This window comes from Polyangium sorediatum (genome assembly GCF_029946465.1).
Taxonomy (GTDB): Bacteria; Myxococcota_A; Polyangia; order Polyangiales; family Polyangiaceae; genus Polyangium; species Polyangium fumosum.
The window spans coordinates 19762-45846 of record NZ_JARZHI010000046.1; the positions used below are offsets into that span (position 1 = coordinate 19762).

Annotated in this window: 23 protein-coding genes; 13 read left to right on the forward strand and 10 right to left on the reverse strand. The window is 69.4% G+C overall.

From position 1 onward, the window contains the following. Positions 1-28: 28 nt before the first annotated feature. Positions 29-982 (forward strand): hydrolase, encoded by a 954-nt coding sequence (locus tag QHF89_RS34735; RefSeq protein ID WP_136967412.1) that lies wholly within the window; start codon positions 29-31, stop codon positions 980-982. A 28-nt stretch (positions 983-1010) separates the two neighbouring features. Here the strand turns inward: QHF89_RS34735 and QHF89_RS34740 are convergent, their stop codons facing one another. The 3 genes from QHF89_RS34740 to QHF89_RS34750 all read right to left on the reverse strand — a co-directional run bounded on the left by QHF89_RS34740 (position 1011) and on the right by QHF89_RS34750 (position 3480). Then, a complete protein-coding gene (locus tag QHF89_RS34740; protein WP_136935695.1) occupies positions 1011-1463 on the reverse strand; it encodes a PaaI family thioesterase in 453 nt (150 codons plus the stop codon). After that, positions 1460-2077 (reverse strand): TetR/AcrR family transcriptional regulator, encoded by a 618-nt coding sequence (locus tag QHF89_RS34745; protein WP_136935694.1) that lies wholly within the window; start codon positions 2075-2077, stop codon positions 1460-1462. The genes QHF89_RS34740 and QHF89_RS34745 overlap by 4 nt, the downstream gene beginning before the upstream one ends. A 65-nt stretch (positions 2078-2142) precedes the next feature. Next, on the reverse strand, positions 2143-3480 hold the full coding sequence (locus QHF89_RS34750) for a DUF2330 domain-containing protein (RefSeq protein ID WP_136935693.1): 1338 nt from the start codon (positions 3478-3480) through the stop codon (positions 2143-2145). A 187-nt stretch (positions 3481-3667) separates the two neighbouring features. On the opposite strand from QHF89_RS34750, the gene QHF89_RS34755 reads away from it, so the two are divergent. Then, positions 3668-4903, forward strand: a complete 1236-nt coding sequence (locus tag QHF89_RS34755) for an acetyl-CoA C-acetyltransferase (RefSeq protein WP_136967413.1) — start codon at positions 3668-3670, stop codon at positions 4901-4903. A gap of 242 nt (positions 4904-5145) precedes the next feature. Here the strand turns inward: QHF89_RS34755 and QHF89_RS34760 are convergent, their stop codons facing one another. Further along, positions 5146-5976 carry a homocysteine S-methyltransferase family protein gene (locus QHF89_RS34760; protein ID WP_136967414.1) on the reverse strand — a complete coding sequence of 277 codons (831 nt, stop codon included), beginning with the start codon at positions 5974-5976 and terminating at the stop codon, positions 5146-5148. A 64-nt stretch (positions 5977-6040) separates the two neighbouring features. Here QHF89_RS34760 and QHF89_RS34765 point away from each other — a divergent pair, with 64 nt between their 5' ends. Further along, the gene (locus QHF89_RS34765; RefSeq protein ID WP_136967415.1) at positions 6041-7957 is read left to right on the forward strand and encodes an ATP-binding protein; all 1917 of its coding nucleotides are present in this window, start codon (positions 6041-6043) and stop codon (positions 7955-7957) included. A gap of 7 nt (positions 7958-7964) precedes the next feature. On the opposite strand, the gene QHF89_RS34770 is transcribed toward QHF89_RS34765, so the two are convergent. Further along, on the reverse strand, positions 7965-9095 hold the full coding sequence (locus tag QHF89_RS34770) for an ABC transporter substrate-binding protein (protein ID WP_284721300.1): 1131 nt from the start codon (positions 9093-9095) through the stop codon (positions 7965-7967). Positions 9096-9275: 180 nt separating this feature from the next. Between QHF89_RS34770 and QHF89_RS34775 the strand changes: the two genes are divergently transcribed. Then, complete coding sequence (locus tag QHF89_RS34775) at positions 9276-9776, forward strand: acyl-CoA thioesterase (protein ID WP_284721301.1); 501 nt, start codon at positions 9276-9278, stop codon at positions 9774-9776. 42 nt (positions 9777-9818) lie between these two features. Here QHF89_RS34775 and QHF89_RS34780 read toward each other — a convergent pair whose 3' ends face one another. Further along, positions 9819-11225 (reverse strand): hypothetical protein, encoded by a 1407-nt coding sequence (locus QHF89_RS34780; protein ID WP_284721302.1) that lies wholly within the window; start codon positions 11223-11225, stop codon positions 9819-9821. A gap of 45 nt (positions 11226-11270) precedes the next feature. Between QHF89_RS34780 and QHF89_RS34785 the strand changes: the two genes are divergently transcribed. The 7 genes from QHF89_RS34785 (at position 11271) to QHF89_RS34815 (ending at position 19190) form a co-directional block, all read left to right on the forward strand. Next, on the forward strand, positions 11271-13055 hold the full coding sequence (locus QHF89_RS34785; RefSeq protein WP_136967418.1) for a hypothetical protein: 1785 nt from the start codon (positions 11271-11273) through the stop codon (positions 13053-13055). Continuing rightward, positions 13019-13573: a CbiX/SirB N-terminal domain-containing protein gene (locus QHF89_RS34790; RefSeq protein ID WP_136967419.1), complete on the forward strand. Its 555-nt coding sequence runs from the start codon at positions 13019-13021 to the stop codon at positions 13571-13573. Before QHF89_RS34785 ends, QHF89_RS34790 begins: the two co-directional genes overlap by 37 nt. Positions 13574-13685: 112 nt before the next feature. Further along, positions 13686-15176: a vWA domain-containing protein gene (locus QHF89_RS34795; RefSeq protein WP_284721303.1), complete on the forward strand. Its 1491-nt coding sequence runs from the start codon at positions 13686-13688 to the stop codon at positions 15174-15176. 97 nt (positions 15177-15273) lie between these two features. After that, positions 15274-16371, forward strand: a complete 1098-nt coding sequence (locus QHF89_RS34800; protein WP_136967420.1) for a monooxygenase — start codon at positions 15274-15276, stop codon at positions 16369-16371. Positions 16372-16412: 41 nt separating this feature from the next. Further along, positions 16413-17354, forward strand: coding sequence for a hypothetical protein (locus QHF89_RS34805; protein ID WP_284721304.1), 942 nt, complete (start codon positions 16413-16415; stop codon positions 17352-17354). 35 nt (positions 17355-17389) lie between these two features. Next, positions 17390-18133 (forward strand): molybdate ABC transporter substrate-binding protein, encoded by a 744-nt coding sequence (gene modA / locus QHF89_RS34810; protein WP_284721305.1) that lies wholly within the window; start codon positions 17390-17392, stop codon positions 18131-18133. Between the two features lie 157 nt (positions 18134-18290). Next, positions 18291-19190, forward strand: a complete 900-nt coding sequence (locus tag QHF89_RS34815; RefSeq protein ID WP_136967423.1) for a CPBP family glutamic-type intramembrane protease — start codon at positions 18291-18293, stop codon at positions 19188-19190. A gap of 7 nt (positions 19191-19197) precedes the next feature. Here the strand turns inward: QHF89_RS34815 and QHF89_RS34820 are convergent, their stop codons facing one another. Both QHF89_RS34820 and QHF89_RS34825 read right to left on the reverse strand, forming a co-directional pair. Beyond that, complete coding sequence (locus tag QHF89_RS34820) at positions 19198-19719, reverse strand: cyclic nucleotide-binding domain-containing protein (RefSeq protein ID WP_136967424.1); 522 nt, start codon at positions 19717-19719, stop codon at positions 19198-19200. A 13-nt stretch (positions 19720-19732) separates the two neighbouring features. After that, on the reverse strand, positions 19733-20965 hold the full coding sequence (locus QHF89_RS34825) for a M50 family metallopeptidase (RefSeq protein ID WP_284721306.1): 1233 nt from the start codon (positions 20963-20965) through the stop codon (positions 19733-19735). A 168-nt stretch (positions 20966-21133) separates the two neighbouring features. Here QHF89_RS34825 and QHF89_RS34830 point away from each other — a divergent pair, with 168 nt between their 5' ends. Together QHF89_RS34830 and QHF89_RS34835 are read left to right on the forward strand one after the other, a co-directional pair. Continuing rightward, positions 21134-21355: a Franean1_4349 family RiPP gene (locus QHF89_RS34830; protein WP_170229576.1), complete on the forward strand. Its 222-nt coding sequence runs from the start codon at positions 21134-21136 to the stop codon at positions 21353-21355. An 87-nt stretch (positions 21356-21442) separates the two neighbouring features. Beyond that, positions 21443-23332, forward strand: coding sequence for a prenyltransferase/squalene oxidase repeat-containing protein (locus tag QHF89_RS34835; RefSeq protein ID WP_136967427.1), 1890 nt, complete (start codon positions 21443-21445; stop codon positions 23330-23332). Here QHF89_RS34835 and QHF89_RS34840 read toward each other — a convergent pair. Next, the gene (locus tag QHF89_RS34840) at positions 23292-24323 is read right to left on the reverse strand and encodes a class 1 isoprenoid biosynthesis enzyme (protein WP_136967428.1); all 1032 of its coding nucleotides are present in this window, start codon (positions 24321-24323) and stop codon (positions 23292-23294) included. The two genes, QHF89_RS34835 and QHF89_RS34840, sit on opposite strands and share 41 nt — an antisense overlap. Then, complete coding sequence (locus QHF89_RS34845) at positions 24320-25711, reverse strand: adenylate/guanylate cyclase domain-containing protein (protein WP_136933276.1); 1392 nt, start codon at positions 25709-25711, stop codon at positions 24320-24322. The genes QHF89_RS34840 and QHF89_RS34845 overlap by 4 nt, the downstream gene beginning before the upstream one ends. Between the last annotated feature and the right edge of the window lie 374 nt (positions 25712-26085).

The following is a 26085-nucleotide window of genomic DNA, read 5'->3' on the forward strand; positions in this document are numbered from 1 at the left end:
CTCGGGGAAACCCTGGTAGGCAGCCCTGATGAACCTACGAACGATGCTTCCTCACGTGTTTCTCTCCCTCGTCCTCGCCATCCCGCTGGTCGCCTGCGACGAGGGCGAAGGCGGATCCGGCGGCGCGGGCGGTGGTCAGGGCGGCAGCGGCGGTCAGGCCGGCGGCGGAGGGCAGGGCGGGGCGGGGGGGATGTCCGCGTCGAGCTCGAGCTCCGCGAGCGGCGGAATGGGCGGAATGGGCGGAATGGGCGGCACCGGCGGCGCGGGCGGCAGCGCCTTCCATTGCACGGGTTTGCCCCTTTGTGACGATTTCGAGGCCGCGACGGCCGGCCAAGCGCCCGATCCCGCGCGCTGGGCGGTCGTCAGCCCGAACTGCATGGGCGCGGGCACGCTCGCCGTCGACTCGACCCAGGCGCACAGCGGCAAGAACTCGGTGCTCGTGACGGGCAAGGGCACCTATTGCGATCACATCTTCCTTTCTCACACTGCGGCGTTCGCGGAGCTCGGCGACGTCTTTTATGGCCGCTTCTACGTGCGCATGTCGGCCGCGCAGGGCGACGGCCACACGACGTTCATGACGATGCGGGACACGAACGACAACAACAAGGATCTCCGCATGGGCGGCCAGAGCAAGATCCTCATGTGGAACCGCGAATCCGACGACGCCACCTTGCCCTCGCTCAGCCCCACCGGCATCGGGATGAGCGTCCCGCTCACGGCGAACCAATGGCGCTGCATCGAGTTCCAGGTCGACGGCGCTGCGGGCGCGATCCGGACCTGGGTCGACGGCACCGACGTCGCGGGCCTCGTCATCGACGGCACGCCGACGCCCGACGTCGATCAACAATGGCTCACGCAGAAGCCGGGCTGGAAGCCGAAGCTCACGGACCTGAAGCTTGGCTGGGAGAGTTATGCCGGGCAGGAAATGAACCTGTGGTTCGACGACGTGGCCCTCGCCAAGACCCGCATCGGATGCGAATGACGTAGGCGCGCGGCGCGGCGGAATCCTTTCAGCGACCGGCCGCCGCTTCGCCGCGCAGCACCATGCACGTGCTGCCGAGCTTGCACACCAGCGCTTTCTCCTCGTCCACGATATCGCACTCGATATACCCGAGCGATCGCGACCGCTTCACCATCCGCGCCTCGGCGCGCAGGCGCGCTGTCCATACGGGTTTGAAATAATTTGCTTTGAGTTCCACCGTCGTGAAGCTCTCGCCCTCGCCGAGCGTGCTCGCCATGGCGAAGCCCATCGCGGCGTCGCCGAGATCGACCAGCACGCCGCCGTGCATCGTGCCCATCGGATTCGCGTGCCGGCTCGGATCGCCGACCAGCGTGAAGATCGCCGAGCCGGGGCCGACGTCGACGAGCTCGAAGCCGATCAGCTTGGCGATCGGCGGCGGCTCGGCGCCTTTCAGGATCGCGCGCATCTTCTTCAACCAGGGGGTCTCTTCGGTCGTCGTCATGGTTCGTCCTTCTCCGAGGCTTTTTGCTCGGCGCGATCGAGGGCGGCGTAGGCGAGCGCGCGGCTCGCCGCGAGAATGGAGTCCGAGAGCGGCGTCCCCTCCGTGGCGCGGGCCAAGCTCAGGCCGCCGACCATCAAGGCGAAGAGCCCGAGCACGAGCTGCTTGCCCCCGATCGGCCCGGCGATCTCGCCGAGCTCCGCGGCTAGGTGCTCGACCTCCTCGGCGAACGCCTTCTGGTACGGCGCGCCGAGCACGGAGATGTCGCTGAGCGAGGAAGGCAGCGGGCAGCCGGCTTCCGGGTTGTCGCGGTGCGAGCGGGAGAGGTAACGGCGCAGGATCCACGTGAGCCGCTCCTTCGCCGTCTCCCCGCGCGCCTCTTGCACGAGCGCGGACCAGTTGCTCCGCAGCGCGTCGCGCAGGGCCTCTTCGAAGAGCGCCTCCTTGCTCTCCCAGTGCCCGTAAAAGCCGCCGACCGTCAGTTTCGCGCCCTTCATGACGTCGGCCACCGACGGCAGCCGCAGGCCTCGCGTGCGCAAGAGGCGCGCGGCCGTGAGCCGCAGCGTTTCATGCGTGCGCTCCCAGCGCTCGGCCTTGGAGAGGGGCTCCTTCTTCATGCATGATGGATGTCATATGACATCCATCATGTCAACTCGGTGGGCAGCAAACGAGCGAGCGGCCGTCAGCGACGACGGCGGCGACGCAGGGCGGACACGAGCGCCGCGCCGCCGAAGAGCGTGAGCGCCCCGGGCAGGCTCGACGCCCCGCCGACGGCGCATCCGCCGCCGCTGTCCGAGGCGCCGTTCCCGCCGTTCCCTCCGTTCGCTCCGCCCATGGCCCCCCCGCCTCCTTCGCCGATCGGGCCGCACGGGCAACTGGGCGCCGTGCCCACCGACTTGTTGACGGTCAGGAAGCGCGCGACCGTCGACTGATCGGCCGCCGCGCCGACGACGAGATCGGCCGCGAGCGCCGGGCGCGTGAGCTCGGCGCTCATCCGGGTCACCCACTGGCTCGCCTTGGGGATCGAACCGTAGAGTTTGTCGAGGTCGGCCTGGCACTCCTCGAGCGCGGTCGGCCCTCCGGGCTCCCCGCCATACCCGCTCTCCGAGGGATTGTTCTCGGCCAGATAGAGGAGACCCTCCTCCAAGTAGAACGACGAGAACGACTCGCTCGCCTCGATCAGCCACGCCTTGCCGCCGGATGCGTCGAACGCGTTTTGCCGGAGCTCCTTGTAGTTGCTCGACTGCGTGTCCCAGTTCCACACGAGATCCGCTTGCTTGATCACGAAGTGCGGGAAGTTCTTCGGCTCGTACCGACCCTCGCCGAGGACCCACAAGTTGATCGGCGTCTTCGCGCCCGTCCCCGCGGCCACCATGCGCAGCGGCAACGAGAGCGACGCGCCGTCAGAGGTGACGCGCACGGGGCGCATCGAGTCGATCCCTTGCCCGGGCACGAGCTTGAGCGCGAGGAAGTTGAACCCCTCTTGTACGTACGTGTCGATGACCGGCTGGATGTCGGCTGGGACGTTGTAGCCGTTCGTCGTGAGCCAGGTGGCGAGCGCGTTCGGGTCCTGCGAGGAGAGCTGCACGGTGGCGTAAGGCCCCACGACCTCCTCGGCGATGATGACCACGCCGCCGCCGCCGTTGTTCGCGCCGCCCGTGCCGCCCGCGCCGCCCTGGCCGTTCGAGCCGCAGAACGAGCAATCGATGGTGGGCGAGTTGATCTGCACCCGCGTGCTCTCCTCGAGCGTCGAGAAGAGCGCGTCCGACGAGAGCCCGACCTCCACCTGCCCCTTGATCGGCAGCACCCACGCGAACGACGAGGGGTCGCCAGCGTAGGTGATCTGATCCCAGAGGGTCGTCTGCTGCTGCGAGATCGACAGGATCATCCGGTGTCCGGTGACCTGCGTGGACTCGGACTGGCTGACGATGCAGCCGCCGCACGCCTGCGTATCCCCCGCGTGCAGGACGGGCGCGGCGAGGAACGGGAGGGACAAGACGAGAGCACGAAGGAGCTTCATCGCGATATCTCCAAGGCAAGAGGATCCACGTCGGCGCGCCGTCGATGGAAGCGCGCCTCCGCGATGCTACGAGCCTCGACGGGCCGAAGCATCAATGAATGTCGTCTCGCTCTCCCAGGAGCCCCCCGCTTGACAGGTCGCATGATGATCATCATATGATGAAGGTCATACGAAGGGAGCGATCATCATGGGCACGAGCTACATCATCGACGCTGCACGGACGCCGCGAGGTCGGGGCAAGCTGGGGAAGGGGGCGCTGACGAGCGTCCACCCGCAGGAGCTCTTCGCGCAGGTGCTCCGGGCGCTCCCGCAGCGCGCGGGCTTCGATCCGCGCGAGGTGGAGGACGTGATGGCGGGCATCGTCTCGCAGGTCGGCGAGCAAGGCGCGAACCTCGCCCGGAACGCGGTGCTCGCGGCGGGGTGGCCTGACGAGATACCAGGCGTCTCGCTCAACCGCTTCTGCGCCTCGGGTCTCCAGGCGGTCAACTTCGGCGCCATGGCGGTCGGCTCGGGCGCGATGGACCTCGTCGTCGCCGGCGGCGTGGAGAGCATGTCGCGTGTCCCCATGGGCGCCGACGGCGGCGGGCAGGACGGCGGCAACACGCAGCTCCGCAAGCGCGTGTTCCAGGTGCCGCAAGGCATCAGCGCCGACCTGATCGCCACGCTGGAAGGCTTTACGCGCGAGGAGATCGACGGCGTGGCGTTGCGCTCGCAGAAGAATGCGGCGCGCGCCATCGAGGAGAAGCGCTTTGCGCGCTCGCTCATCCCCGTGACGGATCCCGCGACGGGCGCGGCGCTGCTCGCGAAAGACGAGTTCCCGCGGCCGAACACGACAGCCGAGGGGCTCGCCGCGCTCGAGCCCGCGTTCGTCGCGCTCGGGAGCGCGCCGGCCGGTCCGAACGGCGAGACGCTCGATCAGATCGCGCTCGCGGCGTACCCGCACGCGAAGGAGATCCGGCACGTCCACACGGCCGGCAATTCGAGCGGCATCGTCGACGGCGCGGCCGCGGTGGTGCTCGCGTCGGAGCGGTACGTGAAGGAGAAAGGCGTCAAGCCGCGCGCCCGGATCCTCGCGATGGCGAGCGTCGGGACCGAGCCCTTGCTCATGCTCACGGGGCCGGCGCCCGCGAGCCTGAAAGCGCTGCGCGCCGCGGGGATGGACGCGCGTGACATCGACCTGTGGGAGATCAACGAGGCCTTCGCGGGCGTCGTGCTGCAAACGACGCGCGCGCTCGGGATCGACCCGGATCGGGTGAACGTCAACGGCGGCTCGATCGCGCTCGGCCACCCGCTCGGCGCGACGGGCGCGATGCTGCTCGGCACCGCGCTCGACGAGCTCGAGCGCCGCAACGCGCAGACCGCGCTCGTCACCTTGTGCATCGGCGGCGGCCAGGGCATCGCCACGATCCTCGAACGGGTTTGACGGCGTCCATCAGCGACGACGGCGGCGACGTGCGGCGGTCACGAGCGCGGCGCCGCCGAGGAGCGCGAGCGCCCCGGACAAGCTCGACGCCCGGTCCTGCGACTTGAGCTGCACCCATCGGAGACGCGCCTACGTGGCCCCTCATTGCCTTCGTGCTCTCGGCTTGTCCCTCCCATTTCTCGCCGCGCCCGTCCTGCACGCGGGCGCCTGCACGATGGTACGACCCCCAAGGTTTCCGAACATCAACGAACTCCGCGCGCGCGCTCGACGATCGCCCGCACGTGGAGCGGGCCCGTCCCGCAGCATCCGCCCACGATCGTCGCCCCCGCCTGGATCCAGGCCTCCGCCAGATCCGCATAAAGATCCGCCCCGCGCGTGGTCATTCCCCAGCCCATGCCCTCCTCCACGGCGCCCGCATTGGCATAAACACCGAATGGAATTCCCGCCTGCGCGAGTTTTTCCACGAACGTCCGCGTCCGTGTCGCCTTCGTGCAATTGATCAACACGGCGCTCGCCCCCCGCGCTGCAGCCTCCCGCGCGCCCACGAGGACCTCCGCCGGCGTCAGCAGATCCGCGTCCGGGCCCGCGGTGAACGCCGCCCATACGGGCAAACCCGTCCGCACGGCCTCCTCCACCGCCACGAGCGCCTCGCCCACGTGCGGAAACGTCTCGCAAAGGATCAAATCCACCCCCGCGTCCGCGAGCACCTCGCAAAGCTCGCGGTGCTCCAGCCGGGGGTTCGTCGGGGAGAGATCCGGTCGATAACAATCTTCGAGCGGCGCCACGCTCCCCGCGATCCGATGCCCCGCCGGCACGGCTTCATACGCGAGCGCGACCGCCCTCCGCGCGAGCACCTCCCAGCGCGCGCCCGCGCTCCTCCGCTTGGTTCGGAACGTGTTTGCCGTGTGCACGGTCGCGCCCGCGGCCGCGTATTCGTGGTGGATCGCCGACACGACCTCGGGCGCGTGGTCGAGCGCGAGCGCACTCCAGAGCGGCGCGGGCGTGGGGACGCCTCGCGCGGCGAGCTCCGTTCCCATCGGTCCGTCGAGGATCGTCAACATCGCAGGGTTCATGTCGGCTTAGGATGGGGCCGAAGGCGCGCCGCGGGAGGGCCGCGGCCCGCCGACCTCCACCACGATGAGCGCACCTGCCTCGAACAACGTGCCCCGCCACGCGACGCATCGGTACCACACCATGCTCGTCGTCATGGGCGGGTTCCTCCTGCTCGTGGGCCTCTACAGCCTCGGCCTGTTCGTCCTGTTCGGTGCGACGAGCGCAGGGATCATGATCCTCGGCCCGCTCTGCGCCGTGCTCGGCGGGGTGTTCGCCGTCCTCGGCCTCGTGGGCCGGCGGATGGGCGTGGGCGTGCAGATCGTCAACACCTCGTTTGATCTCATCAACCGAGGCCGCTTCGCCGAGGCCGAGGCGCACCTCGATCGCGCCGAGCAGGGCCGCGCGCAACCGGTCATCACCTGCGTCGCCGCCGTGCAGCGTGGCCTCATCGACATGCGCAGGGGCGACATTCCGGCGGCGATCGCGCACCTCGATCGCGCCATCACGTCCCCGCTCGGCGTCCTCTCCCGCGCGCAGCTCCGGATGCACATCGTGAACGCGCGCGGCATGCGCGCCTTCTTGCGCGCGGCGAGCGGGGAGCGCGCGGGCGCGCGTGAGGACATCGAGGCCGTGCGCGAGAGCCCCGACGTGTTGCCGCAAGGCCTCGGCCGCATCGCCCTCGCCGAGGCGATCCTGCTCGAACGCGCGGGCGATCGCGAGGCGTTGCGCGAGCACCTCGTCACGCACCACGAATTGCTCTTCGACGCCACGGACCGCCGCGAGCGCACGATCGTCCGCGCCTTCCAGCGCATGCTCGAGACGACCGCGACGAGCGTGTATCGCAAGGGTGCCAAGCGCGACGCCGACAGCGAGGAGCCGCCGCTCGCCGACTGGATCGCGCAGGTCGTGCCCGAGGCCGCGCCCTTCGTCGAGGTCTCCGGCGCGCGGCCCGACAAGACCGGCGAGATGCCCGCGGCCGAAGCCACCGAGGCCGCGAAGGTGGCCGTCGCGGAGGCGCGCAAGGCGGCCGCGAAGACCACGCCTGCGAGGAACCGGCCAAAGGCCGGCCGGATCATCGCGTTGTGGGCCGTGCTCGTGGCCCTCTTCGTCGCCGTCTACCAGGTGCTCTCGCCCTCGGGCGCGGAGAGCGACGGCGGGTTTGAATACGAAGAGCCGATGGATCCGACCCTGCCGCTCGGCCTGATCGTCTTCGCGGTCTTCGCCGCGCTCGTCGGCGTCCGTGTCTACTGGTTCCTCCGGGCGCGCAAGGAATCGAAGGATCTGTTCACCGCGCTGAACCTCGTCGCGAAGGGTGATCTCGCCGCGGGCGGCGCGGCGCTCGAGCGCCTCTCGTCGAGCCGCCTCTCGATCCTCGCCGCACAGGCTGATCTCGCGCTCGCGCGCATCGCCGAGAGGACGAGTGATCTTCGGCGCGCCCTCGAGCTCTGCGATCGGGGCCTCGCGCGGCTCACGCAGTACACCGTCCGCATCTCGGCCTCCGACATCCTCCTGCCCGATCTGATCAGCGAGCGCGCCTTCCTCCTCGCGGCCATGGATCGACACGCGGAGGCCGAAGCCGAGCTCGCCTCGTTGCCTCCGGCATACCCGTTCAAGAGCCGCGCCCTCTTCCGCGTGCGCCTGCTCTCGCGTATCCGGCAGGGGGATCTGAAGGCCGCTGCGGAGCTCGCCACGCGGGCCGGGCACGATCTGCCGCTCTCCGCGCGCGAAGAGCTGCTCATCGACGCCGTGCGCGCCGCGACGAACCCGGAGACGGCCGGCGCCGGCGAGATCCCGCGCATCAAGCGGGAGCTCCGCACGTACGCCCCGATGCGACGCTGGATGGAGACGGTCGCGCCGGACGCGCTCGCCGCGCTCGAACGGACGGCCGAGGACACGCCCCTCGACGCCACGAACGATCGTGACGCGCGCGCCGAGGAGGAGGCCCTCGCCGAGGCCGAGGCGGCGCGCGCGGCCACGCGTGCGCTCGTGGTGGCAGGCTGAGGTCGGGCTACTTCGCCGTCACCGTGTCGAAGTACGTGAACTTCTTGCCCTTGATCTGCACGATCACGATGGGCTTCTCGGCGTTGCGCTCGGCGTCGATGGTGATCGCGCCCGTCGCGCCCTGGAAGTTCTTCGTCTCGGCGATCGCGTCGCGGATCGACTCGGGCGTGTCGCCCTTCGCGCGGCCCATCGCGTCGAAGAGCAGCATCGCCGAGTCGTAGCCTTGCGCTGCGAGCGCGCTCGGCTCGCGCTTGTACTTCTCCACGTACCTCTTCACGAACGCCTGCGAGCTCGGCGAGGGCATGTCCGGGGAGAAGTGGTTCGTGAAGTACGCGCCCTCCATCTCCTCGCCCGCGTCGTTTACGAGCGAGTCCGAGTGCCAGCCGTCGCCGCCGACGAACATGTTCCCCGGGATCCCCGCGGCCTTCGCCTGCCGCGCGATCGGCACCATCGCGTTGTAGTAGACCGGCGCGTAGATCGCCTCGGGCTCGGCGCTCTTGATCTCGTTCAGGTACGTCGTGAAGTTCGTCTCGTTCTTGAGGAAGCTCTTCTCGGCGACGATGGTCATGCCGAGCTTCTTCGCTTCGCTCTTGAACTCGTTCGCGAGCCCCGAGGAGTAGAGGTCGTCCGAGGCATAGAGCACCGCGACCTTGCTCTTGTTCAGCTTGTTCTTGACGAACCGCGCGCCCATCTGGCCCTGCACGTCGTCCGTGAAGCAGACGCGGAAGACGAACGGACCGACCTTCGTCACGTCCGGGTTCGTCGACGAGGGCGAGATCATCGGGATCTTGTTCTTGTTCGCGACGATGCCGCCGGCCTTCGAGCGTGACGACGCGACCTCGCCGAGCAGCGCGACGACCTTGTCCCGGTTGATGAGCTGAAGGACCTTGTTCGACGCCTCCTGCGGGTTCGACTTGTCGTCCTCGAAGAGCACGCGGACCTTCTTGCCCTTCACGCCGCCCTTCGCGTTGATCTCCTCGACCGCGAGCTCGGTGCCTTCTTGCGTGTCCTTCCCGAACTGCGTCTCGGCGCCGGAGAGGCTGAGGTAGGCGCCCACCTTCCACTCGTTCGAGGCAGGCTCCGGGCCCGCGCCTCCGCCGTCCTTCTTCCCGCAACCCACCCCGAGCGCCGACAGCAAACAAAGGCCGGCTACAGTCCCGATCCAACGACGTCGTCCGAGCATTGGTCCTCGCTCTCCCTGCGGTCGAGCATGCCACAGGCTTGACGCCGCGGAAACTACACAGCCACCCTCCCTTGCGGGCGCACGTTCCGCCTTCGCGGGGACGGGCGAACGCGGCGTCAGATCCACGAGGTTGCCTTGTCTTCCGATCGCTTCGACAAGCCCACGGGGCGCAGCTCCACCACGTTCGCGCCTCCCCCGCCTCCTGCGGCCGCGCGGTTCTCGGTTTGTCAGGAGATCGCGGTGCTCTGGGGCGACATCGACGCGCTCGGGCACGTCAACAACACGCGGTACTTCGGCTGGCTCGAAGAGACGCGGCTCGCCTACCTGCGCATGATCGGCGTCGACCTCTCGACCGGCGCGTCGCAGACGCCCGTGCTCGCCTCGACCTCCGTCGACTTCCTCCGCCCGGTCTTCTGGCCCGACAGCGTGCGCGTCGAAGGCAAGACGACCCGCCTCGGCCGCACGAGCCTGACCATGGACTACCGCATGACGTCGGTGGGCCAGCAGGCCGTCGTCGCCACCGGGAGCGCCGTCGTCGTGTTGCTCGCCCCGAACACGGGCCGACCGGTCCCCATCCCGGACCTCATCCGCGACGCGATCCGCAGGCTCGATCCGGACGCGCGCGACACGCTCTGATCGTTGGGGGTCGGAAGGTTGGACGTCCCACGGTGGGGCGGCTCAAAGGCATCTCCGGAACGGCATCCCCTCCACGTTCGGCGCTGCGCCCCCGGCGGCCGTGCACGTCGTTCCATTCGGACAGACCCCGTCGGCCGTGCAATCGCGGGTGCATTTGCCGTTGTTGCAATAACCGAACACGCATTGCGTGTCGTTCGCACAGGCCGCGCCCACCTCGCCCGCGCCCGTGGGCAGGCAGAGGCCGATGCGCCCACCCTGGATGTTGCCGACGGCCGTACAGGAAAAACCAAAGGCGCAGGCGCCCTGGTACCGGCACGAATCCACGCACGCGTCCCCAGCCGGGCCCTCGAACGAGACGGGCGAGGCGCAGTTCACCGCCGGCGGCGGCGGGATCGTGAACTGCTGGAAGTTCATGTGCTGGGCGTCGTTGCAGAGGTTCACGGTGTTGCCGAACGGATCACAATGCCATTCGGTGGGCGAGCTGCCGCCGGGCATCGGGCCGAACACGTCCGGCGGCCGCGCGCAGAGGCCGTTCGTGCAGGTCCAGGGCGCGAGGAGCGAGGCCCGCTGCGGGCAATCGGCGTTCGTCGTACAGGCCAGCGTGCAGGCCCCGACGAGCAGCGAGCTCGTGTCACACGCGGCCGGCACGATGCACGCGGACGTGTTTCCGGACTCGCAATACGCCTCGGCCTTCACGCAGACCTTCGTGGGCGGGCTGCCGACGGGCATGCACCCATAGCCGTTCGGGCATTCCGAGCCCGTGGCGCAAGCCACCGTGCAATACCCTGGACCTTCGAGGCAGCCGAAATTGCAGGCCGAGGCATTCGCGCACGTCTTTCCGACGTCGCTCGCCGTGCAGTATTTCTCGGAGCCCACCGCGCTGCAGCGCATCCCGCTCGGGCAGCCGCCGTCCGCGATGCAGGCGCGCGTGCAGCGTTTCGGCCCGTTTTTCCACATCGGCTCGCACGTGAGCCCTGCTTCGCATTCTCCGTCGGCCGCGCACAGATCGAGCTCGCCTTTCGTCGCGCCGCCGCCGCCGCCCCCGGAGCCGCTCGAAGCGCTGCTCGACGAGGAACTGCTGCTCGACGAGGAACTGCTGCTCGATGACGCGCTGCTGCTCGACGACGCGCTGCTGCTCGGCGCGCCGCCCATTCCCCCGAGGCCGCCTGCACCGCCCATGCCGCCGGAGCCGGGCCCGCCGCCGCCCTGGCCCTCGTCGGGCAAACACTGGCCGGCATAACACCGAAATCCAGCCTTGCAGTCGCGCTCGGAGTCGGCGCACTCGCGCTTGCACTCGCCGTCGACGCACGCGCCCTCGATGCAGTCGCTGTTGATCTCGCACGGCGTCGCGCTGGCGCACCCGGCCTCCGTGGTCGCGACCCCGACGATCGATGCGGCGAGCGTGAAAAGGGACAACAAGACATACGAGGTGGAGCGGGGGCGGGGCATGATGGCCGACGTTATCACAAGCCGTACCCGTGCTACAAAGCGGGCATGCCGGACCTTCGAGGGCTCGCCCGTGTCGCGTTTGCCGCCCTCACGCCCCTCGTGCTGCCCGCCTCCGCGTCCGCCGGCTTCGAGGACCTCGCGGGCACGAAGCCCGGAGAGCTTGGCCAGGGCAGCCAGTTCGAAGGGGCCGACGGCTGCGCGTTATGCCACGGCGGCGGCCACGACGGCGACCGCAGCTACCTCCCGCACGACGGGTGGGCCGGGACCATGATGGGCAATGCTGCGCGGGATCCCGTCTTTCGCGCGGCGCTTTCGATCGCGAACCAGGACGAACCCGGCGTGGGCACGTTTTGCTTGCGTTGCCATTCCCCGATCGCGTTTGTCCGCGGACACGCGACCCCGCCCGACGGGAGCGCGTTCGACGCCGTCGACATGCAAGGCGTCGGCTGCGACACCTGCCACCGTGCCGTGACCTCGGGCCCGCCCGAGGCGCCGTACCATCGCGGGGACGCGCAGATCGTCTACGACGATACCCTCGACAAACGCGGCCCTTATGCCGACAGCGTGGCGCAGGTCCACGGGACGGCTGCCGACGGCGCGCTTTCGAGCTCCGCGTTTTGCGGTCAATGCCACCAGGTGACGAACCCCGGGCGGCGGCTGCGCGACGCGGACGGCGCCGAGACGGCGCTCGCGTTCCCGCTCGACACCACCTACGAAGAATGGGCGCAGAGCGCGTACGCCCAGCCGGGCGGGCAAAGCTGCGTCGATTGCCATACCCGCCGGAAGAAGGGCGAATTCCCCGTCGCGACCGTGCCCGTCGCGCCGCTCCGCAACGATCCACGGGATCACGTGTTCGCCGGCGGAAACCTCTTCGGCATTCGCGCCGTCATGGCGAAGGACCCCGCGCGCGCCGCGGCGTTCCCGGACGCGTTCGCGTTGGCCCTCGCGCGCACGGAGGAGACGCTCTCCATGGCGGCGAAGATCGAAATCACGAGCGCGCCTGCCTCGTCCGCGCCTGGCGAGCCGTTCTCCGTCACGGTGCGCGTGGAGAACCTGACCGGCCACAAGTTCCCGACGGGTTATGCCGAGGGCCGCCGCGCGTGGATTGCACTTTCGCTCGTTGATGCGAGCGGCGAGGAGACGTCCCTCCTGGGCGGGTACGACGCGACGAAAGGCGAGATCGAGGCGTCTCCACCGACGCACGTGTACCGCGCGCAGCATGGCCACTGGAATGGCACCGCGTCCGAGCCGGGCGAGGATCTCGCGCGGCACGATATGATCCTCTCGGATACACGGATTCCGCCGAAGGGGTTCGTCCCGACGACCACGACGCGACCGACGGGGGAGATCGCGTATGGGGACGGCGCGGGAGGTGTGCGCTCGTGGGACGAGGCGACGTTCACGGTGGCGGCGCCGGAGGGGTTGACGGGAGAAAGGATGCTGTTCGCGCGGGTTCTTTATCAGCCGATCACACGGAAATACGTCGAGCACCTGGCGGCGGCGAACGTCACGGATTCGAACGGGCAGGAGCTGCTCGCGATGTATGAATCGGAGGGCGCGTCACCGCCGTTCGTCGTCTCGAAGGCGGAGGTCGTGATCGATTTCGGAAGCGGAAGCGGGAGCGGAGGCGGAAGCGGGAGCGGAGGCGGGAGCGCGGGCGGCGGCGGACGTGATCCCGGGGCAGGGGAGAGCTGCTCGTGTCGTCTGCCCGGACAACCTCCCTCTTCGGCCCTCCCGCCGTCCCTCGGGTTTTTCGTGCTCGTTTGCCTCGGGCACTGTCGTAGGAGAAATGCATGGAATCGAGCATCGAGCAGGCGGTCCTCCTCGTAGGGCACGGCGCGGCGGCGAAGGATTGCCCGCGGGAGCTCGTCACGCGCTGGAAGTCCCTCGAAGGCCGCAGGCACGCGACCGGCGGCCCGCCGTCCGCCGAGGAGATCGAGCTCGACCAGCGCATCCGCGCCTGGCCCCGCACCGACACGAACGATCCCTATCGCAAAGGCCTGCTCTCCGTCGCCGCGGCCCTCCGGCCCCTCGTCGCCCCGGCCGCGCTGTTCGTCGCGTACAACGAATTTTGTGCACCAACGATCGAGGACGCCGCGGACGAGGCCGTCGCGGCCGGCGCGACGACGCTCACGGTCGTTCCCTCCATGCTCACGCCCGGCGGCGTCCATTCCGAGATCGAGATCCCCGAGGCCCTCGCGCGCATCCGCGCGCGTCACCCGGGCGTGACCGTCCTCTACGCCTGGCCCTACGATCTCCACGCGGTCGCAGCCCTGCTCGCCGCCCACGCGCGGCAGTTCGGTGAAGCCGCCGCGCCCCTTAAAGCCGGCCGTCCGGGCCGCGTTTGAAACTTCTTCACGCCCGGAAGATCGTTCACCCCTCTCGTCCGTAAGAGGTCGGGCCGCCGCGCCCGAGGAGCTGGCCACTCCCGCGACGCGTGCCCCCAACGAGGAGCCGACGATGCTACCGAAGGTGATTGCTTTGTTCACGGCCACCCTGCTCGCCGGATGCGCCGCTGCCGTCCCGCAAGCCCCCGTCGCGAGCCCTACGCACACGGAGGAAGGCGCTGCCATCGCGCCGAAGACGCCCGCGCCCGCGACCCTCCTCGTGGCCTCCGGAGGCGCCGCCGAGCCCGGCCCCGCGAGCGACGCGCCGCGCGAAAATGCCTCGTGGATCGGCGCCGCCCCCGCGAGTGATTTCATCCTCCGCAGCCAGCGCGAGACCTTGCTCGGCGTGTGGGTCGACGTCCCCACGGGCGCCAAGATCGCCCGCGCGAAGAGCGCCCTCGCGCTCGTCATCGATACGTCCGGCTCCATGTCCGGCGCGAAGATCGAGCACGCGCGCGCCGCCGCCCATCGCATGGTCGACAGCCTGCCCGACGGCGACATCGTCTCCATCCAGGCGTTCTCGGACGCCGCCGAGGACCGCATCGCGCCCTTTTCGCTCGACCCCGGCACGCGCCGGACCATGCACGCCGTGATCGATCACCTCAGCGCAGCGGGCGGGACGAACCTCTTCGACGGCCTGCGCCTCGCCGAGCTGCGCGTCGCGTCCGCGCCCGCCTCGCACCCCGTTCGCCGCGTCGTCGCCATCTCCGACGGCGTCGCCACCGTCGGCCCCACCTCGCCCGAATTGCTCGGCGCGATCGCCGAGACCGGCGCCGAGCGCGGCATCCAGGTCACGGCCCTCGGCGTCGGCCTCGACTACGACGAGCGCACCTTGAACACCCTCGCCGTTCGATCGAGCGGCCGCATGCATCACCTCGCCTCGCCCGAGGACATGACGAACGTGCTCGCCGAGGAGACGCGCCTCGTCGCCGCCACCCGCGCGACCGACGCCGTCGTCGAGATCGTCCCCGCGCCGGGCGTCACGATCCTCTCCGTCGCCGGCGCCCGCGCCACGCCCGTCGCGGGCGGCGGGATGCGCGTGCCCCTCGGCGCGATGTTCGGCGGTCAGCACCGCGAAATGGCCGTCCGCGTGCGCGTCGAGGATGCGAGCGTGACGGGCGCCCGCCCCCTCGCGAGCGTGCGCCTGCACTTCCGCGACCCCGCGGAGCAGGGTTTGCCGCGGGTGCAGGAGGTCGTGGCGCGCTTCGATCTGACCGACGATCCCGCGGTCGTCGCGCGAACGGAACACGCGCGCGCCCGGACGATCGCCGCCGTGCACGAGGCGGCGGAAATTTCAATCGCCGCCGCGCAGGACGTGAACGCGGGCCGCTTCGAGGATGCCTCGAAGGCCCTCGCCCAGGCGGAGCAGCGGCTCCAGGCGGTCGCCGCCACCGTCCGCGACGAGAAAGAAAAACAACGTGTCCTCGCCGCCGCGCGCAACGTGAGCGCCGCCCGCAAGAGCTCCGATTCCGCCGCCGCTGCGCCCGCGCCCCCCGCGCCTGCCGCCCGCCGCGCCCGCGCCCTCGAGATCAACGCGGCGGCCATGCACGACGCCGGGTACTGACCGACGCACGCCCTCCTTAAATCCGTCATTCCGACGAACGTTCCGTTCTTGCAGAAAGAGTGGATCGATTGCGGGCGCCGCGGGATCATGGGCAACCATGGGTACCCGAATCTTTGTTCCCCTCGCCGCCCTCGCCGCGCTCTCGTCCGGATGTGGAGGAGAGAGCGTGCTCCTCTGTGGCAGCGGCGAGGTCCTGTTCCGCGGCGCATGTGTCGATCCCGTGCGTCGGTACGAACCGGACACGCAGCTCGATCTGGACAACGTCGTCGCGTATGGCGAGCCGCTCCAGGATCTCGCGCTCCCGCCCCCGCCGAAGAGCGGATTTCGGATCGTCGCCCCGCCGCGCACGCTCGCGCCCGGCGAGGAGATCTCGTTTTGCCTCTCGTGGCCCATCCCCGAGCTCACGCACGAGATCGTGCACGGCGGCCGCCTCTACACGACGCCGGGCTTGCACCACTCCAACATGGTCGCCAAGCCCATCGAGGCCGTTCTCGGGCCGAACCCTTATCCAGGCTGCCACCCGGGCGCGGGAGATCCCTTCTCGAACGTGGGCGCCGGCATCCCCGACGTGCTCTTCGCCAACTCGACGCAGGTCGTCGGCGAGGAGACCATCCAGTTTCCCGAGGGAATGGGCTACGTGCTCGACACCACGCGCGAGATCTCGACGAGCATCCATTTCCTGAACACGAAAACCGAGCCGCAGCGCATCGAGCTCGCCTACGATTTTTTCACGATGCCCGCGGGCGAGCTCACGCAGGAGGTCGCGCCGTTCGTCGTGCAGATCGCGGACTTCTCGATCCCGCCGCACACGACCGAGAACGTCGCCACCACGTGCACCGTGTTCGGCGGCCATGTCGTCTCGTTCATGCCCCACACGCACGACCTCGCCCAGGGTTTCACCGTGGATTTCATGACGGCGGACGGCGCCGCGCGCCGCGTCTACGAGGACGGCGCCTACGATCTCGCGAGCGACATCCGGAACTATGATCCGCCGCTCGATCTCGACGGCGTCACGGCGATCCGCCACGCGTGCCTGTTCAACAACACGCGCGACATCGAGGTCCACTACGGCCTCGGGCTCAACGAAATGTGCATCCTGTTCGGGTACATTTATCCGCCTGTGAAGCAGTTCGCCGGCTTCGTCGAGGAGGACGGCAAGTCCTGCTCGTCCCTGCAGCTCGGCCTCTTTCGTTGACCCCCGCGCGGGGATCGGGCGATGATCCCGGCGGGAGCGACATGAAACGAGCGACCGCGGGGTTCGTCCTCGCCTTGATCCTGGCGTACGGCTGCGTGGAGCCGCCCGCAGGCACCCTCGTGCCCACGCCCTCCGGCAATGGCGGCGCGGGCGGCACGGGCGGGCCGCCGGACGATTATTTCACGGCGAAGGAGCTCTTCGACCTGAACGTCTACCCGATCTTCGCCAGCAAATGCACGCCCTGCCACACGCAAGGCGCGAACAGCGCGCCCATCTGGCTCGGCGCCGAGGAGAGCTCGTCGTACGCGAAGATCGAGGGGTACCCGAAGCCGCTCATCGCCCACCCCGACAACAGCCTGCTCCGCCTGAAAGGCGAGCATACCGGTCCGGCCCTCGCGATCGAGGACGATACCCTCATCACGGAATGGCTGATGAAAGAGGTCGACGAGCGCGGGCTCTTCGGGGATCCCACGTTCGAGCCGGATCCAGGCGTCGGCGGCGCGGGCGGCGAAGCCGGGGCGGGGGGCGCGGGCGGAGGCGGGGGCGCGGGCGGCGGCCCCGGGAGCAACACGACGCTGCTCGAAGCGCTCGAAGCGTTCGGCGCGTGCATGCAGTGGAAGGACTGGGAGTCCACCGGAATGGTGAACCTGCCCGATCAGCCGACGGCGTCCGGCGCCTGCAAGACGTGCCATTTCGCGGGGATGGGCGGCAATTGGCTCTCGGGCGACGCCGCCGCCACGTTCGAGAAAAACCGGCTCTTTCCGTACATTTTGAAAATCGCGGTCGGCACGGTGGACGAGACCGGCGCGTTCAAGGATCTCGTGCCGGCGCGACGTCACATCGACAAAGGCAAGGAGAGCCAAATGTGCGACCAGGAGCCGTGCCATCCGTCGTTTTTGCTGACGCCGGAGATGGAGACGGCGGTGGAGAACTTCTTTTTGCTGTCCTACGCGCGATGGAAGCAAGGGCTTTGCGAGCCCTAGGCCGGAGAAGGTTCGCCCTCGCGTTCGCCCTCGTCGTGTTCGTCGCCGCTGGCTGCAAGCGGGAACCCGCCGAGGGAGGCGGGGAGGTGACGGTCGCCGCGGCGACGAGCCTGCGGAAGGTGTTCCCCAAGCTGAGCGAAGGTTTTGGCGCGACGCATCCAGGCGTCCGCGTGAGCGCGACGTACGGCGCCTCGGGGGAGCTCGCGCGGCAGATCGAGGGCGGGGCCGGGGTCGATCTGGTGATCGTCGCGGCCCGGGATCCGATCGACAAGCTCGCGGCCGGCGGGCACGTGGACGCCAAACGCGCGCGCATCGTCGCGACGAACGAACTCGTCCTCGTCGGGCCGAAGGGTGGGCCGAAGCTCACGTTCCAGACGCTCGCGACGGCCCTGCCGCCCGGCGAGAAGATCGCGATCGGGGAGCCGGGCGCGGTGCCGGCCGGGCGCTACGCGCGCGAGGCGCTGGAGAAGCTCGGGGCCTTGCAAGCGCTCGAAGGGCGCATGGTGCTTGGCGGGAACGTCGCGGCCGTGCTCGCCTACGTCGAGCGAGGCGAGGTCGCGGCGGCGATCGTTTATCGTACAGAGGTCCCCGGGACGTCGGGGATCGAGGTGCTCGATGGCGGAAAGGCAGAATGGGCGCCGAAGCCCGAAGTTTGGGCTGCCGTCACGACGAAGGCCCGCGCGGGGGCACGGGCTGACGCCGAGGCGCTGCTCGATTTCATCACGGGCCCCGAGGGGCAGCGGATCCTCGCCTCGTACGGGTTTGGCCCGATTCCCTAGGCCCACGGTCCCCCGGCCCGGCGGTCCGGATGCGCCGGACAAACACGCGATACCACGTCCCTGTCGGGACGCCGACGCCCCGGCCCGCGACGGAACACCGCGCGGGCCCCGCCTTGTCCCTACCCGCGAGGCTCGACCCCGTATAAGCTCGCCGTCGGTGCAGGAGGCGACGGACAAGGTACGGCGCGCGCGTAGAGGGCTCGCGATCTTCTTCGGGGTCCTCCTCCTCGCGAGCGCGCCGTTCGACGTGCAGATCGTCCTGCACGGCCTCCATCCGAACTACTTCCTCCCATTGGTATGGGTCCCCTGCTTCGCGTCGGTCGTGGCGCGGTTTCTCCTGCGCGAGGGGTTTGGCGACGTATCGTTCCGGTTCGATCGTCGCGCCGCGTGGGCCATGCTGGTCGGCGTGATCTATCCGGTGGCCGTGGGCGTGCCGGCCTACGGCATCGCCTGGACGACGGGCATGGCGCACTTCGAGCCAGCGGCGATGCACCCGCTCGGATTTGCAATCCCGGGGAGCACGCCGGGCGAGCGGCTGCTCGCAGGCAGCATCATCGCGGTCACGCTCGGGCCGCTGGCCATGGCGGTGCTCGCGCTCGGGGAGGAGCTCGGCTGGCGCGGGTACATGCTGACGCGCCTCATCGACGCGCGCGTGCCGCAGCCGGTGCTCGTGAGCGGCGTCGTCTGGGCGCTCTGGCACGCGCCGCTCATCGTGGCGGGCGAGTACAACGGCAGCCCCGTGCCCATGCTCTCGCTCCTGCTCTACATCGTGACGAGCGTCGGCGCGGGGACCCTGCTCGCGACCCTGCGCCTGGAGACGGGCAGCGTCTGGCCAGCCGTGACGATGCACGCGGCCTGGAACGCGATCGTCGTCGCGTTCTTCGGGGCCTCGACGAACGGCGAGGATGCGGCCTTGTGGACCGGCGAGGGCGGCGTGCTCGTGGCGATCTTCACGACGGCGATCACGTTTGTCCTCTTGCGCTGGCGGCGCGGGCCGGGCGATCGCGCACGTGGCGACGGGCCCGGGACCTCCGAGTTCGGCGCTGTGCGCTTGTGACGCGCGGCTAGCCTGGATCCAGCGACGTCGCGTCGATGCCCCAGAGGATCGCGTCGATGAGGCGCTGGTTCGTCGTGCGCAGACGCTTCGCGACCTCCTTGAGCAGCGCGAGCAAGAACTTCGAGTAGAGCCGCGGGTTCGACTCGAGCTCGCGGTACAACGTGTGGCGGTCGATCGTGTAGAAGAGGCAACTCGTCTCGGTCTGCACGTTCGCTGAGGCGGATTGATCGTCGATGACGTCGAGCTCGCCGAAGAAGTCGCCGGCGTGGAGGCGGCAGATCACGGTCTCGACGTCGCCCTTGAGGCGGCGCGACACGACGACGTTGCCCTCGGCGATGATGTAGAGGACGTCCCCTGCGTCTCCCTCCCAGAGCACGACCTCCTGCGCGGGGCAGGGCGCGATCTGGACGTGCGCAGCGAACTCTTCGACCTCGTCGAACTTCCAGGCGGAGAAGAGGCTGACCCGCTGAAGGGCGCGCGCGCACTGCTTGATCTGGTCCTTGTGAAGCGGCCTCGGGGAGAGTGTCATCGGGGTCCTTCGATTAGCGCAGCAGAGGGCGGGCGAGGAGCGTGACGACCGTGACGAAGGCCGCGGAGAGGCTCGCGACCGAGGCGCATCCGTACACGAGGAACGTCCGCTCGTCGTTCGTCATGGGCCTCTGCTTTCGTCCACGCACGAGATTTCGCACGCGATCCTGCAAGAACCTGCGGCTGTGTTCGCGCAGCGCCGGCATGCGCAGCCAATCGCTCAGGATGTGGTAGCCGTCGGACTCGATGAACAGGCACGGATAGAGGCTGCCGATCGCGAGCGCGAGCATCGAGATCGCGTAGAGCCAGAGGAACGACGACGTGACGCCCGCGGGAACGAACCACGCCACGATCGCGCTCATCGAGCCGAGGAGCAGGCCCGACAAGGGCCCGGCAAAGCTCACGGCCATGCGCGCCTTGCGGGTGGACATCCACATGTCCGTGACGTCGGCGTAGACCGAGGGCACGAGGCGGTTCACGAAGGTGAAACCGAAGGCCTTCACCTCGCGGCCGAAGTGCTTGCAGGCGAGCGCGTGGGCGAGCTCGTGCACGACGATCGCGGCGGCGTGCATGAGCAGGAACACGGGCAGGAGGAGCGCATGATGGCCGCGGAGCACCTCGCTCCCGAGCCCGCGCCCGGCTTGCTTCCCGATCGTGATCACGCCGAGGACGAGCAGCGCGGCATAAGCGACGAGCGCGGGGCGGGTGAAGAGGACGCGGACCTTGTCGTGGAGCGCGGCGATGCGCTGATCGACGTTCGATAGGCGCAGATCGATGCCGCGGATCCGCGTGAGGAGGCGCGATCGGCCCGAGGTCTGCTCGTCGGAGAGCGTGCGGCGCACGAGATCGGTATGGGGGATGATGATGAGCTTGTGCTCCCGCGCGCGCGACAAAAAGCGCTGGATCACCCGGAAATCGAAGGATCCGAACTTGAGGAAGTACGCCGTCGCGACGTCGCGCAGCGTGTGCAGCCCGTCCATTTTTTGCCAGAGGAAGTACTCCTCTTCGTTGAGGAAGAGGTAGCGGTCGGCCTCGAGCTGCCGGATCACGTAAAAGAGCTTGCGATCCTTCCTCGATTGGGCCTGCACCTCGTACGCGTCCTCGGGAATGCGCCGAGGCTTCACGCTCAGCGCGACCTGATCGGCGACGTAGGACTTGGTGACGAAGCTGCTGCTCCGCGATCCGCCGAGACCTGGGGTCCGCTGGCGAATCAGGAGCTCGAGTTGGGGCTTCTCCTTCTCGCTCATCGGATCTCGGCTGAAATAAGCCCGTCGAGGACACTAACACACCGGCAAAGCCGGGCAAAGATCGGACGCCGGTGCGCCGCGGCGATCCTTGACCGGGACAGGTCCTTTGGTGTAGGTCATAAAGGTCCACGTACATTTTTTCCGAGGACGACTTCGAGGAGCAGCAGCATGGGAGCCAAGAAGAACATCGACGAGCTGATCGGCCGGACCCTCATGGACAAGGACTTCCGGGCCCGGCTTTTCGCCAACCCCGATGCGACGCTCGCAGCCGAGGGGTACGAGGCCACGCCCGAGCTGCTCAACGCGATCAAGTCGGCGAACCCCGACGAGGTCCAGGCGGTCGCGAAGGGCATGGAAGAGCAGCTCGCCAATCGCAAAGCGGCGTTCTGAGATGCCGCGGGAGCGACGCGCGGACCCGGCTCCCCGCCCGGTCCCGCGCCGCTTCGCACCGAAGTTCCCCCTCCAGGCCTTTTGATCGTGATCCACCCCGGAGCGCCGTGGTCGAAGGGGCTCCCGCGGCCGCTCGCCGCACGCGCTGAGGCCGCGCTCGCCGCGCTGGGAGGACCGGACGATCCTGCCCGCGCGACGGCAACCACCCTCGAGACGTTGTGCGCCGCGCAGGAGCCCGCCGTGGAAGCGGGCTCGACCGCGCGCGCCGTCCTCCTGCTCGTCGCAGCGGTGCACGCCGCATGTTGCCTTCCTCCCCCGGCCTACGCGCTCCCCGAGAACCAACCCGAGCCCGCCCTCTCGCCGATCGAAGGGCTCCTTCTCGCGGCCCGCGCGTGGGATCGTGGAGACGCGCCGGCCGGGCTCCAAACGGCCCTCGATCGGACGATCGAGGCGCTCGGGGATGCGGTGCAGGGCGGCGGGGCGAGCACCCTTCCGGCGGCGTCGCCACTCCTGGATTTCGGGCTCTCGGCGATCGTGCCCGCAGCGCTGGGATCCTCGGGCGAGGGGGATGCGGAGCTCGCATCGGCGGGGCGGGCGCTCGGGCAGCTCACGCGGCTCGCGTGTGAGGTGCGCGCGCTCCTCGATCCGAACATGCGCGCGCCGCTGCCGCAGATGCTCGCCGCGATCGCGTCCGACGCGGGCGCGACCGGGAGCGGCGCCGCCCTCGCGCGTTGGGTTTGCCCGTCGCCCGATCGGCTCCCCTGGCTCCGGATCGTGGGTTCCGCCGAGGTCGTCACGCGTGTCGTGTCCGAGGCGGATCGGCTCGCGGAGCGCGCTACACGCGTCCTCGAAGGCGAGACGAAGCGCGTGGTGGACGAGCTCGTGGCCTCCCTCGCGCGCGTGGTTCGTCGGGTGAACGGGGCGAGGTTTTTCGCCTTCGTGCCCAAAAGCGAGCTCGAGGTGGACGAGCTCGAGCGGACGGCGCGGCTCGCGTGCCGGACCCTCGCCGCGGATTCCGAGCTTCGCGAATCATGGGATTTGCAGCGGTGGGGAGGGTTCGCCGACGTGCCGCGCGTGGGGCGGCTGTTCCCTGTCGGGCTTTGCTTGCTCGCGCTGCACGAGGCCGGCGAGGACGTCACGGCGCGGGCGCGGGCGCTCGTCGAGGTCCGCCGCGTCGACGGATTCCGTTATTTCGACGATTACACCGGCATTCCGCCGGACAGCGACGACCTCGGCCTCGCCTTGCAGCTCGTCGCTCGTTTGCCCGAGCGAACCACGCTCGCGGCGGAGCTCGCGCCGGCCCTCGACCTCCTTTGTGCGCACCAGGCCGAGGACGGGATGCTGCCGGTTTGGCTGGACAAGGGGTTGCGCGAGCCGGTGCCCGAGGGCGGGCCGGCGTGGCTCGGGCCGCGCTGCGTGGCGGTGACGCTGAATGCGCTCATCGGCCTCGCGGAGGCGGGGATCGGGCTCCCCGAGGGCGTGTTCGACCGCGCGCTCGCGTGGTGCCTGCGCACCTGGTCGGCCGAGAAAGAGGCGAGCCTCGCCTATTATGGCGCGCCGTATACGTGGTTGATGTTTGCCCGCCTCGCGTGCGTCGTGGAAAAGGCGGGCGCCGCGCCGGACCTCGTGGCCACGCTCTTCGAGCTCGTCGATGCGCACGAGCGGGCCCTCGTCACGCTCCAAGCCGCGGATGGAGGATTCGGCGGCGTCGTCTCGACCGCGTGTTCTCTGGAGGTTTTGGCGCGCGGGCGAGGACGAACCTTTGACCCCTGGCCCATGGTCCATTACCTCGCCGCACGGCAGGAGCCAGACGGGTTATGGCCCCGCGAGCCGCTGTATCGTTGCCCCGGCAAGGACGGCGTCCCCGCGGCGCATGGCGCGCGGACGGTCTCGGCGGCGTTTTGCCTGCGCGCGCTCGCCGTGACGCGCGCGCGGCTCATGGGGCTCGACCTCGCGCGAGCGCGCGCTGGAGCGTGATCGCGGCCAGGCGAGAATCGAGGGATTCGAGCCAGGTGATTCGCTCGTCGGTGAACGCGTCGAAGCCAGGCAATACGTCGAGGGTCCGGGACATCTCCCGTGCCTCGTGGTGCACCTCCCCCGCGCGTTCGAGCGCGCCGCGCAGGAGGCCTCCCTCGTAGAGACGCTCGCGAAGGCGCGTCGCGAGTTCTTCCCGGGCCGCATCACGCTCCGCAGGGGGTTCCACGCGGGCGACACGCGCGAGATCGTCCTGGGAGAGGCCCGCGCGGGCGAGCAGGTACGTGCGGTGCCCGGCGCGGAGATCCCGAGGCCAGCCAAGGACGTCGTTGACGAGCCCATAGGCCACGCCGAGCCGCCCGACCAATGCTTCGAGGGCCGGCGCGAGATCCATTCGCCCTGCGAGCGCGGCGACCGCGAGCACGGGAATGCGGGCGAAGGCGACCTTGCCGGCGTGCGCCTCGAAAAGCGCATCGGTATAAGGCGCGTCGGAGCGGACGGCGTATTGCTCGGCCAGGGTGAGCCGGGACATATCGAGGAAGGCGCGATCGAAGGCTCTCCAGAATGCTTCGTGGAGGCCGAGCGTGGCGCGGCAGGCCTCGACGAGGGCGACGAAGCAGGTATTGCCGAGGAGCTGGAGCGCGGGGTCTCCGCGCTCGGGTTCGTCGAGGAGGTCGTCCTGGAAACGGACGTGGAAGTAGCCGAGCATGGCGCCTGCGAGCAGCGGCGCGAGGGGGATCGTGGCGAGCTCGGGGCGTTTGCCCAAAAGCCCGTCGCGCAGCCAGAGCGGCAGATAGAGCAGCGGCGGCGCGAGGGGGGTCGAGAAGTAGCCGCGGTGATGGCCCTGGTCGTCCGCGACGCTTTGCAAAAAGCGGGCGGCGAGCGCGCCCAAGGGCTCGGGCAGGGCGGAGAGGTGCCGCTCGCAGAGATCCCACGCGTGATCGATTTCGATCTGTTTCGCGAGATAACAGGCGAACGGCGCGTCGGGCTTCACGGATAGCTGGTGGACGGCGGGAGGAGGGAGATGCGCGTCGGCTCGGGCACGACGTCGGAGGGCAGGACGGCGAAGACCTCGATGGGCTCGGGTTTGCCGCGGATACGCAGCGGCCCGAGGGTGCGCGTGCGGAAGGCGCCCTGGATCGCCTGGTGCACCGGCGCGGAGACGAGGATCTGGGTGCGCGTCTCCTTGTTCAGGGCTTCGAGCCGGGCGGCGAGGTTCACGGTATCGCCGATGACCGTGTATTCGTGGCGCTGGGACGAACCAATGTTGCCAGCGACGACGGCGCCGCAGTTGATGCCCACGCCAATGTCGAGCCGGAGCATGCCCTTGGCTTCGAGCTCGCGGTTCATCGTCTGCAGCGCGTCGAGCATCTCCAGCGAGGTGCGAACGGCGCGCTCTTCCGGGCGATCGAGGGGGTAGGGGACGCCGAAGAGGGCCATGAGGCCGTCGCCGAGGAATTTGTCGAGCGTGCCGCCGTTCTTGAAGACGATCTCGACCATTATCGAGAAGTAGCGATTCAGCAGATCGACCACTTCCTCCGGCTGCATCATGGTCGAAAGCTGCGTGAAGTTGCGAATGTCCGCGAAGAGCACGGTGGCGTGCATCCGCTGCCCGCCGAGGCCGATGCTTTCGGGGTTGTTGAGGACGAGATCGACGACGTCCTTCGAGAAGTACTTGGCGAGGCGATCCCGATCCTGTTCGAGGCGGTCTCTCGCGAGCGACTCGGTCGCGGCCTGGAGGATGAGCTTGCGGGAGTTCCAGGCGGTGACGGCGGAGAAGACGCCGGTCAGCGCGGTGAAGAGCACGATGCTCGCGCACTCCTCGAAGTTCAGCCCTTCCCCGACGTACACGGCGCTCTCGACCCAGGGCACGGGCATCGTCGCGTTCACATACGTGAGGAACGCCGCGCCGCACGCGCCCACGAGCCCGGCCGAGTACAGGCCGGCGAGCACGCTATACCGCAGGCCCGCCATGATGTTGAAGGCCGCGAGGATGACCCAGGCCATGGGGCCGCGGTAGACCTCGTACACACCGGAATGGTTGTACAGGCTGCCGACCATGGCGAGGTACAGGAACGAAATGTCGACAGTGATCGATAGGTACTTGAGCCAGCCGTAGTGGCGAGGGCGGAGGCGGAGGAGAAGCCAGACGACCGCGGAATACGCGAGCCAGGCGTACAGCATCGAGCGGAAGACCAGGTTTGCCGCCGGCGCTTCCTTTGCCGAGCCGAGCAGGCTCGCGCTGAGCGAGAAGAGCGCGAAGCCGCTTCGTACGTAGTTCACGAGCCGCTCGCCCGCCATCTCCTGGTTCTGCAGGATGGCGCGGATCTCCTCCGGGAGCTGCGCCGGCGGGGAAAATCGAGGGTTTTTGGTCTCGAGCACGGCTCTCTCTCGTCGCGCGGGGCGCTGGGGGATACGGGATGGGACAAGAAGGTGCTGCCCGCGTCAAGGGGCGAGTGCACGCGTCGCCGCTCTTCGGGACAACCTGGCAGCTCGCCGAGAGGCCTCTTGTGCGCGCCGATGTGCTCGCGCCGCACGGCACCGTGCAGTTTGTCGGGCCCTCGTCGCCGCGGACGTACCCGTCCCTCGGGCGAGCGCCGCGGCGGATTTTCCGCGCGTGTAGGAGGGCGGACGGAGGCGCGCGTCCCGCAGGTGCGTGGAGCCGTCCCGGGGCGAGCGCGCCGCGGGTCGAGCGAGCCGGCGGCATCGGTGGGGGCGGAACGCAGGGAGGGGCGCAGTCCGTGCCTACATCGGGC

Coding starts and splice junctions, on each gene's coding strand:
- QHF89_RS34735 (WP_136967412.1), top strand. CDS start 29: ATGAACCTACGAACGATGCTTCCTCACGTGTTTCTCTCCCTCGTCCTC.
- QHF89_RS34830 (WP_170229576.1), top strand. CDS start 21,134: ATGGGAGCCAAGAAGAACATCGACGAGCTGATCGGCCGGACCCTCATG.
- QHF89_RS34795 (WP_284721303.1), top strand. CDS start 13,686: ATGCTACCGAAGGTGATTGCTTTGTTCACGGCCACCCTGCTCGCCGGA.
- QHF89_RS34765 (WP_136967415.1), top strand. CDS start 6,041: ATGAGCGCACCTGCCTCGAACAACGTGCCCCGCCACGCGACGCATCGG.
- QHF89_RS34760 (WP_136967414.1), bottom strand. CDS start 5,976: ATGAACCCTGCGATGTTGACGATCCTCGACGGACCGATGGGAACGGAG.
- QHF89_RS34800 (WP_136967420.1), top strand. CDS start 15,274: ATGGGTACCCGAATCTTTGTTCCCCTCGCCGCCCTCGCCGCGCTCTCG.
- QHF89_RS34780 (WP_284721302.1), bottom strand. CDS start 11,225: ATGCCCCGCCCCCGCTCCACCTCGTATGTCTTGTTGTCCCTTTTCACG.
- QHF89_RS34790 (WP_136967419.1), top strand. CDS start 13,019: ATGGAATCGAGCATCGAGCAGGCGGTCCTCCTCGTAGGGCACGGCGCG.
- QHF89_RS34825 (WP_284721306.1), bottom strand. CDS start 20,965: ATGAGCGAGAAGGAGAAGCCCCAACTCGAGCTCCTGATTCGCCAGCGG.
- QHF89_RS34750 (WP_136935693.1), bottom strand. CDS start 3,480: ATGAAGCTCCTTCGTGCTCTCGTCTTGTCCCTCCCGTTCCTCGCCGCG.
- QHF89_RS34755 (WP_136967413.1), top strand. CDS start 3,668: ATGGGCACGAGCTACATCATCGACGCTGCACGGACGCCGCGAGGTCGG.
- QHF89_RS34820 (WP_136967424.1), bottom strand. CDS start 19,719: ATGACACTCTCCCCGAGGCCGCTTCACAAGGACCAGATCAAGCAGTGC.
- QHF89_RS34740 (WP_136935695.1), bottom strand. CDS start 1,463: ATGACGACGACCGAAGAGACCCCCTGGTTGAAGAAGATGCGCGCGATC.
- QHF89_RS34805 (WP_284721304.1), top strand. CDS start 16,413: ATGAAACGAGCGACCGCGGGGTTCGTCCTCGCCTTGATCCTGGCGTAC.
- QHF89_RS34745 (WP_136935694.1), bottom strand. CDS start 2,077: ATGAAGAAGGAGCCCCTCTCCAAGGCCGAGCGCTGGGAGCGCACGCAT.
- QHF89_RS34785 (WP_136967418.1), top strand. CDS start 11,271: ATGCCGGACCTTCGAGGGCTCGCCCGTGTCGCGTTTGCCGCCCTCACG.